Here is an 18,259-nt window from a genome sequence, read left to right as displayed (position 1 = left end):
GTCACCTTAGTCTTCTCACCTATGATTTCACAGTGCTAATATAAACGTAATCATTGAATAGATAACGACATTATGACCATTCACGTATTACTGGTAGAAGACGACGAACTATTAGCAAAACGGATTTTGAGCCATTTCGCACAGACCGAGTTTGACATAAAAGTTGATAATACAGGAGCAAATGCGCTCGAGCATATTCAGCTTGCAGGCAATACTGATGCACCCATATCGTTAGCCATCGTAGATATTGTTTTGCCCGCAACTGACGGACTAGAGCTTGCCAAAGAGTTGAACACCTTAACGGATATTGGTGTAATCATGCTATCTAGTAGAGATTCTCAAGCTGATCGTATTGCAGGGCTTGCCCAAGGCGCTGATGACTACGTGTGTAAACCCGTCGACTTATTAGAGTTAGAACTCAGAATGCGCGCACTTTACAAACGGATCTCACAAAACGGTGACAGCGATGAATCTGAAGAGTTTATCGAATACGCAGATTTTAAGCTACACCCCGACAACCGCACCTTGATTAACCAACATGGTGAGGAGTCCCGTTTAACCGAAGCCGAGCATAAAGTGTTAATATGCTTAATTGCCAACGCTGGCAAGGCCACATCTCGTGAAAAAATATCGGAAGATATCGGCCAACCAGATTGGAGTCCCAACGATAGAACTGTTGATGTGCTAGTCGGTAGGCTGCGTAAGAAGCTAGGCGATGAAAAGGATCAAAAACGCATCGTCACTGTTCGCGGCAAAGGCTACATGCTCTCGGCTTAATACCTTGTGAGTTGGCTTATCAAGCGCTCCAATGCTCGATAACTTAAGGCTTCTTTTAAGGCAAGCATTGATATGTCTGGGTATCCGTCTAAATCAGATATAGTTCTGGCAACTTTCAAAATGCGATGATAAGAGCGTGGAGAAAGTTGCAATTTATCGACGGCTTTAGCCAGAAACAGTTTTTCCCCCTCCGCCAGTTTACAGTACAAAGCCAGTTCTCGATTACTAAGCATACCGTTTACCTTACCTTGACGTTGAAGTGCAATTTCATAAGCCCTATCAACTCGCTCCTTTATTATTTCACTCGTCTCTGGTACATGTTCACTTTGTAGTTGCATTGTAGATAAACGTGGTAACTCTATTTGTAAATCAATACGATCAAGAAAAGGCCCTGATATTTTCGATAGATATCTAAGTACCTGCTCCGAAGTAGCTCTTTTATCATCATAATGACCTGTCGGACTTGGATTAAGCGCTGCGACGAGCTGGAACCTCGCAGGAAAGTCAACTTGCTGTGCTGCACGTGAGATGGTAACCATACCCGTTTCCATTGGCTCTCTTAGTGAGTCTAAGACCTTTCTTTCAAACTCTGGTAGCTCATCAAGAAAAAGTACACCGTTATGTGCTAAGGAAATCTCTCCTGGTTTAGGTTTTGACAATTACATCGATAAACGCGAATATACATCACTAATGTAAAATTACATTGATATAGTGTTTTGCCATGTACTTTTGCACATGTACTTTTGCACATGTACATTTCCACTTTGAAATTAGTAAGAAAGTGAACCTACTTCTCGTATCATCTCTCGCTCTATAAAGTCAGATGAAGTATACAAATCTTAACTTAAACTGTCAGTTTTGATTGATAGAGCTTAATCAATAGATATTGGAATACTAAAGCAGTCTTGCTGACGATATTCCTCACATATATTCAAAGTTTCATCTATTCGCTCTACGCTCTTCTTATAATCATAATAGCTATATTTTGCTTCCATTTTAAACTAATGCTCCATACTTTATGAAATACTAATGGTATAGGAATTAAAAGAGTTATTTGATTTTTTTGTGAATTTCAGCTTCCCGCCTTTACTAGTAGGCCAAGCGTGGTATAGCATTTCATCTACTTCTATTGTATTTCTTCCACTCGAAGACTTTGTTGCTCGAAATACACACTCACCAAAAGCTATCGGCTTTTTATTACCTTCAAGCCCAGTTAATGTGATAAGTGCCTTTCCTAGTGCCATACCAACGCCTATATCAATTTGTGGCAATCCGTACTTATCGTATAAAACTTTATTTAAAACCCCTCTGGCTTGTTCGATACATACTTTAGCTGCTTTGTGCGATTGCCTAACAACTTCTTCTTTATTTCCTTCGATTCTAAAGAAGGCAAGTACACCATCACCAAGAAATTCAGTCACTTTCCCACCATAAGCTTCTACTACATAGGCTAAAGCCGGCAATAATGCAGAAGTTTCGTAAAAAACTCTTTGTAGCTGAGATACATCTGACGTTCTTGCACTTATAGCCTCTCTTAGATGTTTAGTGCTATCTCGCATATCAGCTACAAAAGCTATAAACTCACTAATTACGGTTTCTTCTTCTTGCACATATTCATGGCCAGGTATATCTGATTTACTTTTGTTAAATACTCTCGCATCTTCAGTGCTGACGCTCTCTAGCATTGGTTGGAGTTCGCTACCTCCGTTTTCCCAATGTTTTTCTGCTCTAGTTAAGCTTTTATCTATGATGTTCTTTAGTTCATCTATTTGAGTAGGATTGAGCACTTATATGCCTCCAACTTTTAGAGTCACGAAAATAATTGTTAACACCGATATGAAACCACAAACTAAAACACTGTAAATACATGCAGTTGTACGTTTTGCTTTTACATCTCGAATATATGCAAGTTTATGTATTTCAAATACTAGCTCCTTGTGAATAGCATCATCACTTTGAGGCAACAATTTAATAAAGTTATCCATGTCGTTATTTGTCTTAATTGGGAAGTTCCAAAAATAATCTATTCCTTCAAAAGTGTATAACCCTCCAGCATAAAAGGTGCCTTTGGGAACATCCCCTTTTATGGATTCCTTAGGATTATGAATAGGGCGCACTCCTAAAAAGAGAAAGTATAAAGCGAAGAACCACGATACGAACGAGGCAAAAAGCAAAACTCTATAGGGGCTTTTATCAATTAGCACTTGTAGCTGAGGTACTAAGTCTTTAAGGCCTACTAAAGGTAAGAAAATAACCATAAACAAGAAACCAAGTTTGACATCAAAGGCTCGTATAGTATTTTGTATGTCTGTGACGGATTGGTAGAGGTATGAAGTTATGCTCTCTTTCAATGTATTTTCCTTGTAAATATCAATCACTTGCAATTGGTTCTTCTGGCAAAGATTTTTAAACGACTACTATTCACTCATTATGTCCAAGTCGTTATGTTGGTTTAATTCTCACACACTATACCATCACCATCAGAATCCCTCATAAATTGATAAGCCGGGTGTTGACTAAGCACTGGCGTAATTTTGTGCTTTTTGGCCTCAGAACAGCTTATGCGACCATTATTATTGTCATCATACATTTCTAAGGGGCTTCTTTGTTTATCATCTTCTTGGTCTGAATTGCCTAGCTCTGAGTGAGGGTAGAATATCATTTCAAATGAACTACATGCGGATAAAGTCCTCTCTAAAACTTCAGCTTCATTTCTATCAACACTTAGCCTGTACTTGGTTTTAATTTGAAGCACTCTATTGGAAAACCAACACTGATTTTTTTCTGGCATCCACTCACCAGCATCATAGCCACATTTTCCACCAACATTGCATCGATTCACTACCGGTGCCGCCAATGTTAGATTGAGCAAGTCTGTAGCAAACTGCACGCGCATTTCATCTGACGCGGCACATAAGCCACTATCATGCCCTTCACTCGCTGCGACTATATGCTCTATGTCCGTATCAGTATCCGACTCAAAATAGGAACCTGTATATGGCCCATAGACAACTCCACCCATACTAGCAACAATTTCATCCTCGACACTTTGAGGATAAGGGTATTGGGCTTTTTTGTTATAAGGTGAGCACCTATTTTCCTGCTCAACAACTAATCCGCGCCAAGTTTCTTCTGCAATAGAGTAGTAGCTAACGGTCAATAACACCCATGATATCAGTGAATTTTTAATCATCCTGTTATTCTCTGCTTTTAGTTGAATTCATAAATACCTAACTTATTGCCCACACCAACTAACTTCGCCAATTGGTCGAAATCAGGCGTATCCATGAGGCCAACATTTGATGAGTAAAGAAACCACGCTGTATTATGTTTATTGTCAATAAAAACCTTAAAACCGCACTTTTCGTAGAATCTGTGTACCTTATAGTCATCTGTTTGAGTATGCCCAAATATACTGTCAATGCGCTTTTCTTTAGCATATTCAAATGCATGTTCGATTAAAATTGAACCGAATCCATTACCTCTAAAGTCTTCTGGTTCTTCATCAATCCAAAGGTCACGAATCTCTAGTTGGCCACCTTTTTCATACATCTGCAAATAACCTATGTGCCTTCTAGGAGAGAGCCTTTCAATTTCAAAGCGGTCAGATTCAGAGCAAATCAGCAGCCTAAAGTTTTGTTCTTTATACTCTTTTACTTGCATGTGTTCCTCGTTAATTTACTTTGAAAATTGGTCAACTGCTTGTTGACCAATTTCCAATTTAGTGAACCCCTTGAAAGTTTGAACTCAATAACTATTTTATCGTTACGTTCGAAGTGTCAAAGTTGATATATCCAATCTCTTGGCGTGGTTCCACACTCTTGATGTTAATTCGCCCGACATCCATCACCTTCTGCGATTTGTATTTCATTTACCGCTGCCCTGATAGCTCATGACATATTTGAAGATAGTTCTAAAAGGGATTTTTCATTAGTAACTAATTCAGCAACGCACTGCTGCAAGCTAATGTAATTCGCGATGAGAATGAAGTTTACGTCATATGAATCGCTTACTTGTAGTAGGTAGGGGTATTTATGGTTGAAGCTACTTTTAAAAAACTCAATTGAAAAATTTGCCATTTCAACTTTTTGATAGTTGTCCACTGTATAACCAGCTTCGTTGATTGCTTCAATATGGTCGTCATTGAAATTTGATGTGCCCAGAATTTCATCGATATTCTTTGTAATTGCTTGCCAACCATCTGCAACATCAAAAATGTAATCCGTATTTCGGCTCATGTACTTTCCTTACTATTATCTTAAATTGTCTATTCTTCTGTTAACTACTTCGCAATATATGGCCTGTTTATGACTTCACCAACATCTGGTCCTTTATAATATGGTTCAATAAAAGTTAATCGGCGAAGCTTGTTATTTTTACCATAACGCTGGTTTCTCCAGTGCCCCCTAACCAAAAACCTTAGGGATAAAGTCATTTGGTCTTTGGAAGAAGAACCAGTCCAGTTCTTTCCTTTGATAATCCTAATTGGCTCCATATTAGCACCAACAAGAGAGCCATTTAGACCTGATATACGCTTAATAGCTGACAGTTTCTTTTTTTGTTTAGCTGTTGATTTAACATCCTTAAATTGTTTCATAAGCTCTTTTTGCGGTGAAAAGCTCGCTTGTATATCAGGATCATTAGAAGCTAGGTATAACACCGCATTCATTACGATTCTGTAAAAGGCTCGTCCTTGATGAAAAAAACGAGATTCGTCGTCATCGTCAGGAGTCAAGAGCTGAGAAAGCGACAAATGATCTTGGTCAGCCCAATCTGGGTATGCATCGTAAATCTGATCCCAGTCAGTTCGAATAGCGTTGTCGATTTTCCAATCTGGGTGTATCAGTAGTTCTCTTTTTATCGCACAGTAGTTTTTCTCATAACCACAGTGGGTCGCCCATAAAAATAACTTTGAATACCCCTTATATGGTAATTCGCTTATATATACTGATATCGAATCCGAATATGTGGGTACTGAGTTATTCGTAATCGCATAGTATGCATCAAGTACAGTTTTACCCGTAAATACAAACATACAAGATTTAAAGGGCAGCTTTAAAAATTCGGCGGGAGCATCTAATTCAGTAATAGCAATTCGTTCGACGAGGTTTTCGGAAAAATAAAATGTCTTTTTGCCAAATGACTCGAAATTTATAGCATTAAGGTATTCACCTGTAGCTGAATACAACATTTTTGGGTATTCCGAGCTCGACTCTAACATCAATGAAAATTCATCATAGCTATCTACCACCTGTGAGCCATATTGAAAAAATGCATCAATTTTATACTCTTCCCAGTACTCTTCGAAAGCAACTGTAAAATCATCAATTGAGCTAAAAGGAGGTACTAAGTTTTTAAACTTGATATTTTCTAAATCTTTTCTCAAATATGAATCGACAAACGATTGCCGAAATTTATAAATATCATAGTGCGTCGGGGGAAAGTGGTCTGTATTTTTCATAATTGGTCCAATTACTAGCATACTTACTAAAGCAGTTAAGAAATAACTTTCAAATGAACACCCCAATACCACTTCCCTCTCAAGGGCATAGGAACCACAAAGGCATTATCAATTCGTTTCATCAACATCTTAGACCTACTACCCCAAACAAAATCAAGTCTTTTTCACTAGCAAATAAAAATAAACTAGCAATTAATGTAGAATTACATCAATATGGTGTTCCAGTTCAGTTTACAATTTTTTAATTTGGTGTAAATAAGGATGTTGTGATTTCTGGATTTAATATTCAATCCCTCACAAACTTCGACAACCAATACTGGCGTATAGATTGGTTTGGTTATCTAAGTTATGAAGATGCTTCTGGGCAACGCAGAAGCGAGCCACTTGTTGATATCTATTTATCTCCATTTCGGGAGCGGCCTGCCCCTGACTGTTTAAATTACAAGTACTCAACAGATTTAAAGCAAACAAACGTCGTTAAAGTGCCTGTTAGCTACCTCAGAGTTCTTAGGTTGGGTGATGTTTGGTATCAAGGAAGGCGAATACCTCTAACACATTCAGATAGAATGCGAGAAAAACTCAACGTTACTATAAACTCAGAGTCCGCCTATACAGCCACGGCGGGAGCTAAAGGGAAGTTAGATGATTTCTTACTCCCATTTACGCATCACCCTTATCATGGTAAAGCAACAAAAGTTCACTGTGAGTTTGTAAAACTAGATGATGAGAAACTCTTAATTTTTCCTCATTACACTCTTTTACAGGCTTACTTTTCTAGGTCTCAGTACGTATTTCAGCAGTTATTTAAATTTGGATTGCAGTTTGACTCAATATACGATCCATCCCAGTCGTATATTACAGACGAGGGGGATGCGTTCATTCTACTTAAGAAGTGGACCCATGATGTAGCTGCACCAGAAGTTGCGCGACTGGCTTTTGATGAAGTTGCAGCTAAGGCAGTGAGAGGACTCAGTGAAAACCTATCACTTCAAAGCGTGAACGACCGCCCAATTAGCCCGAAGATAAAGTTTCCTTTTGAAGGTGAAACTACATTGGAGGTCTTTGGAAAGTGGTGCCCTCTAACTTCAGGAAGAAAGGTCTTTATTGTCTATGACATTTTAAGCTGTAATGCCGCGTACCCTTTTAGTTCACTTGATTACTTCCGCGATAACCATGGTGGCAAAGAGCCTCTGGCTGGAACCTCTAAAGGTAACAAAAAAGAAGAAGCACAAAAGAAGGGGAAATCAAAACCTGTATCGACAGAAGATGACTGTATTGACATGCAACCCGAGAATGAGCCAAGACGCGATACTGAAGAACTACTCGTTGAAGGTAGGGCTGGAACCATATTCAATGACCTAACAGGCAAGCGCATTGACAAAAAAAGACTAAAAGCGCATTTGGAAGCACAAGAAGGGGCAACTTATCAACCTTATGTAGATAGTCTAGTAGGTGGAAATACGGGTGACGGAGACAGACATGGCATTACTACACCTGTTGATTTTCAACTACCTCATAGCGAATTTGAGGGTAAGTTTATTTTCAAAGACCCTATATGTCGACTGGATTTGTTTCAGAAAGTTATAGATGAATTAAAACATATCCCATATATAACAAGTGCTGAATATATGTCCATTTTTCCAGAGCTGGGCTACCAAAAAAGCTGCGCTTCTTTTTTTCCAACTACATACACTGACACGGGAAGAAAATCGACGTGGCAATATATTAATTATTTTAAAGGCTTTACCAAATCAGGGAAGGAAAAGTACCACCGCAGAAGAGCCTTAATTGCCAAACTTGGCATGTCATCGGGTCTCGACATCTTTCTGATAGAAGCCGAAAGGCGCAAACATAAAATACAAAATGGCTGGGTGGAACTAGATGATACATCTATTTTTCTTTCCATTACTCATAGTGCTGCCACATATACAAACTATGAACTGGCAACTTGCTTAACAAAAAGCACTGAAGAGAGAGGTAAATGGCAAGCATTCCCTCAGGAAAGAAGCATAAAATGCACCCCCATCAAACACCCTCATCACACCACAATCTCATCTGGTGATTATGTACGTAGACAAGTGGCAATAATCGAGCGACACATTAACGCACAAACATCAGGAAAAACGAACAGTTCCGAGGGCAATAATGGAAGGTGATAAACCACGAAGCAATCGTATTCTAGATTTTTTAGGACTCACGCACAAAGCTACACTTGATACTGTTGAGAATGAACTTAACAATGCAAAGACTAGCTTAAAAACAGCTAAAGTAAACCTCATTAAAAAAGCTGATGAACTCGCACTATTACAAAAAAAAGCTCATGAACAGTTAAAACACGAACAAGCAAAACACGACGAAATATTGACAAGAGCCCACCTTAATTCGCAGGCAAAGTTAAAAAAAGAGCGTACTAGAAGACAGAAAATTAAACGCCAAAATTCAAACAGGTTTGTCAAACTAAAGCAATATTTATGGGAAACCTATGGGATGCTGGAATTTGCGCCAGCAAAACATAGGCAAGCAATTCATGAAGCCATCGTGCCTTCTGTTTTTAAAGCTGACAAAATGACTTCTGTCAAAAGTGATTTTATGAAAAAAGTCGCTCAGATCAATGAAGCAGAACGCTCAAAGCCGAAATCAGAACAACGTTTAATTTATATCAGCGCGGAACAGGAAAGGATGCTCTTTAGCTCCAATACTGCAACAAATATTATTGCTGGCGCTGGTAGCGGTAAATCTACAACTCTTATTCTACGTATCATTATGATGAATAAGATAATGGACATCGGCCTTGATAAGATAACTGTTTGTACTTTCACGCGAGAATCAAGAAAAGATTTTATAGAAAATTTGAGATTCAGGTTTAAACAATTTGGAAAAACTTTAACGCATAAGGAAGCCAAAAACATAGTGAGGACTTTTCACTCACTAGCATATGAAATTCATACAAGATTAGGAGATGGCTCTAAAAGCATACTTTTTGATTATGATTCTCAAAAGCCCAAAGAAGATGACCCTTATGGAGAGGGTGTAGAAAACCAAATGCAGCCTTCTGAGAGGCAACTTGATGAGCCCTCGGTGAAACTTGAGATGATGATGGAGGTATATAAAAACGCTTATTCTGATAAGGATCCTGCTTTTAGAAAAATAACGAACGCGTTATTCGAAGAATCCCTTAGGCAAGAAAAAATGAAAGTTTCAAAGCCATATAGTTGGATTAAAGATTTCACTGACGAGCTGTCAGATTTATGCTTATCCGATTGGCTCGGAAAACACCCAGGTCTTTTAAACACTATAGAGCCATACCTTGTAAAAGGCGCTCGCGAAACTGTAAATCAGCTCCCAATTAAATATAACCTGTACCTTAAGAACTCCGACATAAAGGTTTTTCTCAGCATAAAAAATGCTGAACTTAAAGATCGAAAAGTGTTTTTCTTTAATGAACAAAAACATGAACTTCAAGCAGCAAGTTTTGTTGAGTATTACAGAAGGTATGCTTTATTGAAGCATGAAAAAACAAATTGCCTGATAGTCTATCGCGTAGAAGAACTGCTCCAACTGATCGCTATGGAAGAGTTCGATTTATCAAAGAAGCCTGAAACCTTACCAGTACCTGACTTTACATACCTTTGCGCAGGAGACAAGTTTTCATCAAACAACGATCAAATCAAAGAAGGCTTTTTGGTAACTCAGTTTGAAAAAATTATTGATTATTCATATGCTATCAATGTACCTCTTTATTGTCTTACAGATAAGCAAATGGCTCTCTTTGGAAAGAGCAGTACCGAGATATCTGATGGTGATCGTTTATTTATCAATCTAGCTAGGCTTTTCCATATAGCTTGGATTAAGCACCTTAAGGAAAAAAGAAAAGTTACTTTTGACGACGTTTTTTATACGTATAGCTCCTCTAATAATCCTCATTACGCAGATTTTGATTTCCAAGAGTTAGGTAAACTTCAACACCTCATGATTGATGAATTTCAGGATATATCACCTGTTATATCTAGGTTTATTAACCAATTAAAGAAACAACTCAACAAACAGCAAACAATCAAGGATGGTTCAATAATGAGCGTTGGTGATGATTGTCAATCCATCTATGGATGGAGAGGTAGTTCACCGAATTTTATTCTTAACTATAAAAGCTGCTTTGATCTGTTTCATGATGAATCGGAGTACCCTTTAGAAAACAACTACCGGTGCGCAAAGCTCATTACTGATTTGGGAGACAAGATCATAGACAGAATTCCTAAGTTAAGTCGCAAAGAGAAAAAAATCTTTGCGGCAGGTCCAAATGCTGAAGCAAAAGATGCGTTGGTACGTTTAAACGGCCCAATAGATACAGAGGATGGAGAGTTTGTCGACTTTGAATTAGCTCATGTAAAACTTGAAGAAGAAGCTATGAGAGATAATATTTCTCCGCAAAACCCTATTTATTTACTTTGCACAAAAAAATCACTGTACTCAATGAAGTCAAAAACAAAAGTTGATAAAGCAAAAGCGAAATGGTGTGCAACAATACATAAACTAAAAAAGAAAAAGCTCTTAAAAGTATTCACTGTCCACTCTGCTAAGGGGCTCGAAGCACATACAGTCTTCTTTATTGGAGATGCAACTAAACCAGACAAACACCCTATAAGAGCTACACTCTGTAGATTTTCTGATATTCGTAGCGACTATTACCAAGCTCAAAAAGAGGAACAACTCCGCTTGGCTTATGTTGCAGTAACTAGGGCCAAGAACAGGCTATACTGGTTTGCGGAATCCTTAGACTCGAATAAAAACCTTCTAAGCGATTTATTCAAATAAGAATGTCTTTGCAAAGCGGCTGTGCCCCAATTTATGCTCAGCCCACTTTTTCCGAAAGCTCAGTACATGCTTATACGCTTCAGGCTGAGCTGTTTCCATATCAGCTAGCGCGCCCATATCTATGTAGTTCAAATCAGAAGTAACCTGCACAAACTGAATAAACATATCAAGCCACTCAAGTATGTCACTACTTTCCCAATCATGGTCTATTCCTAGTGACTCAATATAATCTTGTGGCACTTTCTCCTTCCACTCTCTCAATTTCGCGTCAAGGCGACAGTTTTGATCGTAAGTATCTAAAACGTAGTCTTCTAATACATTTTTCTCTGACGTTTCAATATGAGATTTTATACTTTCTCTTACCATGCGGTCCATCAAGTCTAAATCAAAACCTTCATTGTTCGAATTCATATAAGTTCCTCATCTTATTTTCGAAATTGCCCAACTAAATCTTTATAGAATTTTTTTACTAGACCAGAATCTCGATAGCCCAAAAGTTTGTTAACCTGCAATAAACTCATACGGAGTTTTTTGTCACTCATGTATTGCATGGCTGATTGCACGCATTCTTTTGTCGGCCCGTAGTTCGGCCTATACATTTCTGGACGAATAGCCACATCGAACCAATAAGGGATTGCAGGCTTGCTTTTAGACATGTTAGTGAAGTGGAAATACCTGATACCAGACTGTTCGCACAACTCCACCAATCGACTTGGCCAATTTTTAAAGAAGCCTTTTGCTCTTTTCATTGCATAGTATCTAGATGCAAGGGGCATAGTGTCGGGGTTAATACTATGATTATATTTAGGCTTTAAAAGATAAATTAAATGCCTGAGCACGCAGAAAAAGGAGAAGGAATAGACCCAACTACGTGTCGCATCAAGTCGACAATAACCAGTTTTGAGCGTGCTTCTATAAAAGTGTGTGTCATCAATTAAATCAGCGTCAGCCTGAGCCACCAATGCCTCAGATAATCTAAAGCCACAGTTATAACACTGTGTAATATCTCCTAGATATGGCATTTTGTGTGGCTGCCCAACATCATTTAGCAACGGCTTTACCGGCTTGTGGCACTGTGGGCATCTATCGTGCAATTTACACTTATGTTTAGTGCATACTGTCACGAATGATATCCGCCACTCTTTCCTGTAATAAGGCTCTCTTTCCGCTAAGCAGCTAGGGCAATATTGCAAACAAAAACGTTTATTCGAGTACCTTGTGATCCCTGTTTGTAATATGCAAGCTTTGCGCTTAGCTTTAGGCGTCACCCTTGAGAAAAGTAGACCTGCGTAACTATCTAGAGTAGTCGTCCAAGCATTTAAAAATGGCGTTCTGAGAAAGTGTGATAGCTTTTGGATGGCTGCTTCATTCACCGAGTTATCTATGTCGTAATAACGCCCATTTAACTCTGGTAAAAGTAAATGACAAAATGAAAAAACGTTTTGCCCATTAGCTTTGGCAGCGCGATAAACCCATGATGAGAACAACTCATCAGGCATAGGCTGTGGGTGCACTGGCAAAGTATTATCCATCAAGCATTTCCTTTTTTGCGTTCCCTTGGTGATTCATAATCAATCTCGTTGAGCAACTCCAGAGTGATGCTTTCAGTTCCATTTCTTATTGCTAATATGGCAGCCTGAGTGAGTATGTCCGACACTTCACCAAGAAGGCCCTCACTCATAAAATGAATTTTCTGGGCTATATCTTTGCGCTTTAGATGTGATGCTTTAGCTAAAGGTAACATCAACTCAAAACTTGCTAATAAGCGGCGAAAATCAGTATCAAACTCCCACCTTGGTAACAGAGAAGGTTTAAAGCGATTATCCAATTGAGGATCTGTTTTTATCGCTCTTAAAGCATCTCTGGTCCCTAGCCCAACAATGGGTATTTTTAATTCATTACTTAAGTTACGGATTACGCTAAGAAAGACTCGCTGTTTATCCAAAGGACCTGCTAATAAAGAATGTATTTCATCGATGATAAGCATTTTCACATTGCAAGCTGCCATGATTGTTTTCACTTGATGATACTTTTTCTCGGCAGAATCTGATGGTCTAAAAGGCGCAAATAACTTGGATAAGATATTGCTATACAGTCTAGATTCGCTTGGTGTAGGTGGCGACTGAATGAACAATGCGGGTATAACAATACCTTCATTATCTTCACGCTCATACGCAGGGTGTAAATCAATAAATCGCTCAGCTATCATCGTCTTACCGCTATTGCTATCACCCACAAGCAACATACATGGCATACGGTGTTTTTTAGGATAGAGCAGCAAATCTTCAAGCTTGCTTAATATATCTTTGGCTTTGGAATAACCAATCCACCTTGACGATAAGATATATTCAATGCGTTCTGCGTTACTTTTGGTGAGCTGCCGCTGTACTTCTTCATTTAAATGTGGGTAAGAATTATTGGATGTATGCTCAATCACGGCGCACCTCTAACATCTCATCAAAAGGCTGAATATCGTCGTCATCATCCTCATCTGCGAACTGTACATTTGGCACCACTTCTAAAGGCTGGATATCGTCGCCATCCTCATCTACAAACTGCGCATTAGGCATCATCTCCAAAGGTTCAGGTGATGACACCGCATTTTTCTCAGCATGCTTCCTACGTTGCACTGCCTTTCGACTTTTTTTGGTTTTGATAACGGCTTCCTGCTCTATCTCCCTCATGGTCTCTAGTGCACTAAATATTGAATCTTCATTGACATGCATGACGCCATCATCTTTAAGCTTCTTCTGCACTTTCCTAAGCTCCCATATCGTCATAGATGGATGAGCCGTATTTCTATATGGAATAGGGAAGTAACACTTTAGCTGCGGGTCAAAGAACCATATTGTGCTAATGTCTCGAGGGTCTCGACGGCATATAAATTTTTTCTTCAACTTACTGCGACCTTCCACAGTCGCATTAACCCAAACTCTCAATACATCACTGTAGTAGCAGATATCATCAATTCGAATTCCATAATCCTGCACAGTCCTCTCGACGTAGGGGAGAAGGTTGATTTTGAGTGTTTCCTCATCCTCCACTTTCCTTGGCATCCCAACACCTTTCGTATTTTGGGTGCCTAAAATCCCTTCTTCAAACCTTTGATATGGCGTAGTGTTAATGCCCGAGTGGAACTTATGGTGATAGGATTTAGTAATTAGAACTGTCAACCAATGCTCAAACTCCTTTAAAGTTAACGCTGATTGCTTGTCAGAATCGTAGCCTCTTCGCTGCTGAATATTTGAGAATGTCGTTCCCGGTAATGTATGTATTTCTTTAGCAAAAGTGCCAAGTAAACGTTCGATATGCCCCCCAAAATGAGGCCTAGAAACTGGACGCCACTCTATTGTAAAGGAGTACTCTTGGCATGCCTTTTGAAGCATATTGCCACGAAACTCTTTCGCGTTATCTGCATGAACTGTTCTCGGGATGCCCCAGCATGGCCAAGAAGCATCAATGTCATACTCAGCTAAAAACTTCTCCTTTGGTAAAATGACATTAGCGAGACACATACCAACCGACAATGCACTAGGTTTCTCAAAAGAAATATAAAAGCCAACGACCATTCGGCTATAGACATCAATGGCCATTGTTATCCAGGGACGCTCAAGGGGGAGTCTGTATACATCATCAACCATAATGATATCTAACGGTGTATGGTCTATTTGAATCACCGCATAGGGATAATCAGCGTGTGGAAATTCACCTTGATTCATGTGTAAAGCATCATGGATTTGATCTTTACTGAAACGTTTACGTATTTTTAAGTCATCAGATAAACTTTTGATCCGATTCCTAACTGTATTGACGTGTGGCGCTTTCAGTCCTTCTTTTCTGCATTCCAATTGAACCAAACGGTGTACAGCTGCAACAGACTTTCTTTGCTTATTTAGATATTCATTTTCAACACACTCATCTATGATTTTTTCAACCTCACTAGAGAGCTTAGTCGAGCCTGAGTCACTTCTAGATTTTGGTGCCAATATCATCACCGAGGGATCTGCCTCGTAGAGCCTTAACCATTTATAAACAGTATTAAAATGAAGGCCATGCTCTGTAGCAACCACCTTCACATCGTCAACCGTTCTGCCGTGTTTATGAACCAACGGCTGGATTATTTCCAATCTTTGCTGAGCTATGTTCCAATCATCATCTTCAATTGCATCAATGACGCTCAAACGTTGCTCTTCTGGAGAGGGAAGTGATAAAGATAACTCTGATATTCTTAGTTTTTCAATTTTCTTTGTAGTGAAGCATTCAGCTAAGACATAATCCAAATTGATTATCTGCAAAATGATGTAATGTGTGCCATTGCGATAGGCTGAACTGCCTTGTTGTAATGTGAATTCCTTCCGCTTTTTTCTTGGCATTGCTATCTCTCCAACCAAATTCGTGATGACATGGTGATGGGTAGGTTCAAGTCTAGCGATATCCTTTTAGCTGCAATTAACCACCAAACAGAAGGAAGCAATTCTGCTTGAGCCCATTTGTCGTGAAAAAGTGATTTGATCAGTTGCTCGACTGTACACTCCCTCATAGCGAGTAATGCATTAAGAATTAGATGCTCGTGAGATTCATCAAGCTTTTCACGTAAGTAAGGCTGCAAAAAACGGGCATTTTCCATATAGACGGTTCGTATTTCATGCTCAGTAAATAGTTTAAAATGCCAACCCTGTTCCTTCGCGTACCGAATAGCGGCTTTGAATTTGGGCTTGAGCTCTTCCCAGTTCTTTTGAATATCACTACGATATTTAATTTCGCACAGTATAATGTCACTATTCGGGAAGCCTGAATGCTTAGGCCTATAATTGACTAATACATCAGGTGTGTATTGTCTTTCTCGCCCATTAGCATCTAGCCAAGAAATACATACAGGTTGAACATCATAACTCTCCACACCACTGTCAAACTCAATCATGGTTAAAAAATCACGTTCAAGTGACGATTCAAAGAATGCACCTTTGGCTTTTTGAGAGTTTGCCAACCCTGTTAGACTGCGATAATTTTTTGGTATAGCACGTACAGGCATAAAATAACCATCACTCATTAAAGATGTAGATTCCAAGCTAAAACAGTGTATCGTTGTAGATATTATCTTCTAGCTATGTAAAATTTAAGCGATATCTTAAATTATTACTCTATAGCGATGTAATTGTCAGGTTTTGATGAGCCCCCCACTAATGCAACCGCCGAGCAAGTATGATGAGGGTTTCTAAAAGGCCGTTTCCGCCAGCTTTGAGCATCAATATGCTGTCCTGTTAAAGAGTACACCGAAGCCGTTTCCAAAGCTTCTTTTGGAGGTAAGGTGGGCATTATCGTTGGCATTCGTTGCGCAAGCATCGACTTGCCAGTACCTGGCGGGCCCAGAAATAACACATTATGCCCTCCAGCGGCTGCTATCTCCAACACACGTTTAGCGCCTTCCTGCCCCTTTACATCACTCATATCCACATCGTCAATTGACCTGTTTTCATCATGTGGGTGAATAATGTTTATCGGTAAACTCTGTTGGCCTTGCATATCAAGCCATACGGATTCTAGAGACGTCACCGCTTTCCTCTGAGCATGCGATGCTAAACTTGCTAATGGATCATTCTGAAGCGGCAAATAACAGCAACGATTAGCTTTCGCAGCAGCCAATACACTCGGTAGAATAGCACTCACCGCTAGCACCTCTCCACTCAATGCCAACTCTCCATAAAACTCAAAATCTGCTAACTGCTGAACAGCTACCTGGCCGGAAGCTGCAAGAATGCCCACAGCGATGGCTAAATCATAACGTCCCCCTTCTTTAGGGAGATCTGCCGGCGCTAAGTTGACGGTGATTCTTTGTTCTGGAAATAAAAATTTAGAGTTGGTTATCGCTGAGCGGACTCTTTCTTTCGCTTCTTTAACCGAGGTTTCTGGCAAGCCAACAATATGAAATGCAGGTAAGCCATTACTTAAATGTACTTCAACACACACTTGAGGTGCACTGACTCCTACCTGAGCCCTGGTATAAATTTTTGCAAGTGACATATCCCTGTCCTTGGTTTTAGTTAGTCTGGATACTTAAATATATGTAGTACTATGTTGTAACGCATAGCTAATAGCCTAAGCAATAAGGTTGCACTCATCGCACTCAGCATGGCTATCTCCAGTGGCATTGAAAAGTTTATCAACTGGGTGTAAATAACCCCACCTACAATACACGTGATCGCATACAACTCCCCTTTTAGTAGTAAGGGGATTTCTCGTGCCAATACATCCCGTATTACCCCTCCAAAACATCCTGTCAGTACTCCCATAATAATAGCGGTGGTATCAGGCATCCCAATATTCAATGCCTTCTGTACGCCCATTACAGCAAAAAAGGCTAGGCCAAACGCATCCGCAACTTGGAGCATTTGTTTTGGTATCTGCTTTTGCCTGTTTAAGAATAGAATACTGATAAAAATAGCACCAAATATCGCAATAAAATAGCTTGTATCATGCAGCCAAAAAACAGGAACATCTAAGATAATATCGCGCAACGTGCCTCCACCTATGCCAGTGACGGTCGCTAACACCACAACGCCAAAACCATCCATATGCTTACTATGCGCTATGAGCGTGCCCGATATAGCAAATACCATAACTCCAAGTAAATCAAACCAATGGATCAATTCGGTCATATCATTCCCCACTATATATTTGAATTAAGCATATTAGCTTATTAAGATGCTAAGGCGCAAAATCACAAACGAATGCGTGACCAAAGTGCAAGTGTTGAATGACAGAGCGCGAAGCTAGGGTGCAAAAGGTTAGCGATATGAGCGAAGCGAAACGCTCTTTTTGCGCAAGGTGAAGTGAGCGGTTTTATGGAATGCTGAGGGTTATAGAATGCCGAGGGACTCTCTAAACGTCGGATGGCGCTACGCTTATCACGACCTACAGACCCAAAAACGCAAAAAGCCCATCACAATGGATGGGCTTTTTACTTAAATAGGACCTGGCGATGTTCTACTTTCACATGGCAGCTGCCACACTATCATCGACGCTACAGTGCAAAATTACGGACGAAGTCCGTAGCTTTTGCGCAAGGTGAAATGAGCTGCTTTAACCGCTGCTAAGGGACTATCTTTTAAAACCCCAAAAAGCAAAAAGCCCGACTCTTTCGAATCGGGCTTTCTATAATTAGGACCTGGCGATGTTCTACTTTCACATGGCAGCTGCCACACTATCATC

15 protein-coding genes and 2 pseudogenes are annotated in these 18,259 nt (G+C 39.6%); 3 read left to right on the top strand and 14 right to left on the bottom strand.

What is annotated here, in order from left to right:
* Nucleotides 1-72: 72 nt before the first annotated feature.
* Nucleotides 73-777, top strand: a complete 705-nt coding sequence (locus BET10_RS01800; protein WP_070983117.1) for a response regulator transcription factor — start codon at nt 73-75, stop codon at nt 775-777.
* Here BET10_RS01800 and BET10_RS01795 read toward each other — a convergent pair.
* The 7 genes and pseudogenes from BET10_RS01795 to BET10_RS01765 form a co-directional block, all read right to left on the bottom strand.
* Nucleotides 774-1,433 (bottom strand): annotated as a pseudogene (locus tag BET10_RS01795) (ATP-binding protein); the annotation flags it as partial. The gene BET10_RS01800 and the pseudogene BET10_RS01795 overlap by 4 nt on opposite strands.
* 360 nt (nt 1,434-1,793) lie before the next feature.
* Nucleotides 1,794-2,564: a hypothetical protein gene (locus tag BET10_RS01790; protein ID WP_070983116.1), complete on the bottom strand. Its 771-nt coding sequence runs from the start codon at nt 2,562-2,564 to the stop codon at nt 1,794-1,796.
* On the bottom strand, nt 2,565-3,128 hold the full coding sequence (locus BET10_RS01785) for a Pycsar system effector family protein (protein ID WP_070983115.1): 564 nt from the start codon (nt 3,126-3,128) through the stop codon (nt 2,565-2,567).
* A 101-nt stretch (nt 3,129-3,229) separates the two neighbouring features.
* On the bottom strand, nt 3,230-3,970 hold the full coding sequence (locus BET10_RS01780; RefSeq protein WP_070983114.1) for an excalibur calcium-binding domain-containing protein: 741 nt from the start codon (nt 3,968-3,970) through the stop codon (nt 3,230-3,232).
* A gap of 17 nt (nt 3,971-3,987) precedes the next feature.
* On the bottom strand, nt 3,988-4,440 hold the full coding sequence (locus tag BET10_RS01775; RefSeq protein WP_070983113.1) for a GNAT family N-acetyltransferase: 453 nt from the start codon (nt 4,438-4,440) through the stop codon (nt 3,988-3,990).
* Nucleotides 4,441-4,667: 227 nt separating this feature from the next.
* On the bottom strand, nt 4,668-5,015 hold the full coding sequence (locus tag BET10_RS01770; RefSeq protein WP_070983112.1) for a hypothetical protein: 348 nt from the start codon (nt 5,013-5,015) through the stop codon (nt 4,668-4,670).
* A 44-nt stretch (nt 5,016-5,059) separates the two neighbouring features.
* Nucleotides 5,060-6,238, bottom strand: a complete 1,179-nt coding sequence (locus tag BET10_RS01765) for an AcrVA2 family anti-CRISPR protein (RefSeq protein WP_070983111.1) — start codon at nt 6,236-6,238, stop codon at nt 5,060-5,062.
* A gap of 266 nt (nt 6,239-6,504) precedes the next feature.
* Between BET10_RS01765 and BET10_RS01760 the strand changes: the two genes are divergently transcribed.
* Together BET10_RS01760 and BET10_RS01755 are read left to right on the top strand one after the other, a co-directional pair.
* The gene (locus BET10_RS01760) at nt 6,505-8,394 is read left to right on the top strand and encodes a hypothetical protein (protein WP_070983110.1); all 1,890 of its coding nucleotides are present in this window, start codon (nt 6,505-6,507) and stop codon (nt 8,392-8,394) included.
* Nucleotides 8,384-11,050 (top strand): UvrD-helicase domain-containing protein, encoded by a 2,667-nt coding sequence (locus tag BET10_RS01755; RefSeq protein ID WP_070983109.1) that lies wholly within the window; start codon nt 8,384-8,386, stop codon nt 11,048-11,050. Before BET10_RS01760 ends, BET10_RS01755 begins: the two co-directional genes overlap by 11 nt.
* On the opposite strand, the gene BET10_RS01750 is transcribed toward BET10_RS01755, so the two are convergent.
* The 7 genes and pseudogenes from BET10_RS01750 to BET10_RS01720 all read right to left on the bottom strand — a co-directional run bounded on the left by BET10_RS01750 (nt 11,039) and on the right by BET10_RS01720 (nt 17,706).
* Nucleotides 11,039-11,461 carry a hypothetical protein gene (locus BET10_RS01750; RefSeq protein WP_070983108.1) on the bottom strand — a complete coding sequence of 141 codons (423 nt, stop codon included), beginning with the start codon at nt 11,459-11,461 and terminating at the stop codon, nt 11,039-11,041. The genes BET10_RS01755 and BET10_RS01750 overlap by 12 nt on opposite strands.
* 14 nt (nt 11,462-11,475) lie before the next feature.
* Nucleotides 11,476-12,582: a TniQ family protein gene (locus tag BET10_RS01745; RefSeq protein ID WP_070983107.1), complete on the bottom strand. Its 1,107-nt coding sequence runs from the start codon at nt 12,580-12,582 to the stop codon at nt 11,476-11,478.
* Nucleotides 12,582-13,487, bottom strand: coding sequence for a TniB family NTP-binding protein (locus BET10_RS01740; RefSeq protein ID WP_240503621.1), 906 nt, complete (start codon nt 13,485-13,487; stop codon nt 12,582-12,584). The genes BET10_RS01745 and BET10_RS01740 overlap by 1 nt, the downstream gene beginning before the upstream one ends.
* Nucleotides 13,480-15,423 (bottom strand): Mu transposase C-terminal domain-containing protein, encoded by a 1,944-nt coding sequence (locus BET10_RS01735; protein WP_070983106.1) that lies wholly within the window; start codon nt 15,421-15,423, stop codon nt 13,480-13,482. Before BET10_RS01735 ends, BET10_RS01740 begins: the two co-directional genes overlap by 8 nt.
* 2 nt (nt 15,424-15,425) lie before the next feature.
* Nucleotides 15,426-16,100, bottom strand: a complete 675-nt coding sequence (locus BET10_RS01730) for a TnsA endonuclease N-terminal domain-containing protein (protein WP_205987517.1) — start codon at nt 16,098-16,100, stop codon at nt 15,426-15,428.
* A 110-nt stretch (nt 16,101-16,210) separates the two neighbouring features.
* Nucleotides 16,211-17,071: pseudogene (locus BET10_RS01725) on the bottom strand (YifB family Mg chelatase-like AAA ATPase); the annotation flags it as partial.
* A 20-nt stretch (nt 17,072-17,091) separates the two neighbouring features.
* Nucleotides 17,092-17,706 (bottom strand): trimeric intracellular cation channel family protein, encoded by a 615-nt coding sequence (locus tag BET10_RS01720; protein WP_070983105.1) that lies wholly within the window; start codon nt 17,704-17,706, stop codon nt 17,092-17,094.
* Nucleotides 17,707-18,259 lie beyond the last annotated feature (553 nt).

The organism is Pseudoalteromonas amylolytica (assembly GCF_001854605.1).
Lineage (GTDB): Bacteria > Pseudomonadota > Gammaproteobacteria > Enterobacterales > Alteromonadaceae > Pseudoalteromonas > Pseudoalteromonas amylolytica.
Note: the sequence above shows the minus strand (reverse complement) of the source record. Positions and strands in the feature narration are given on the sequence as shown.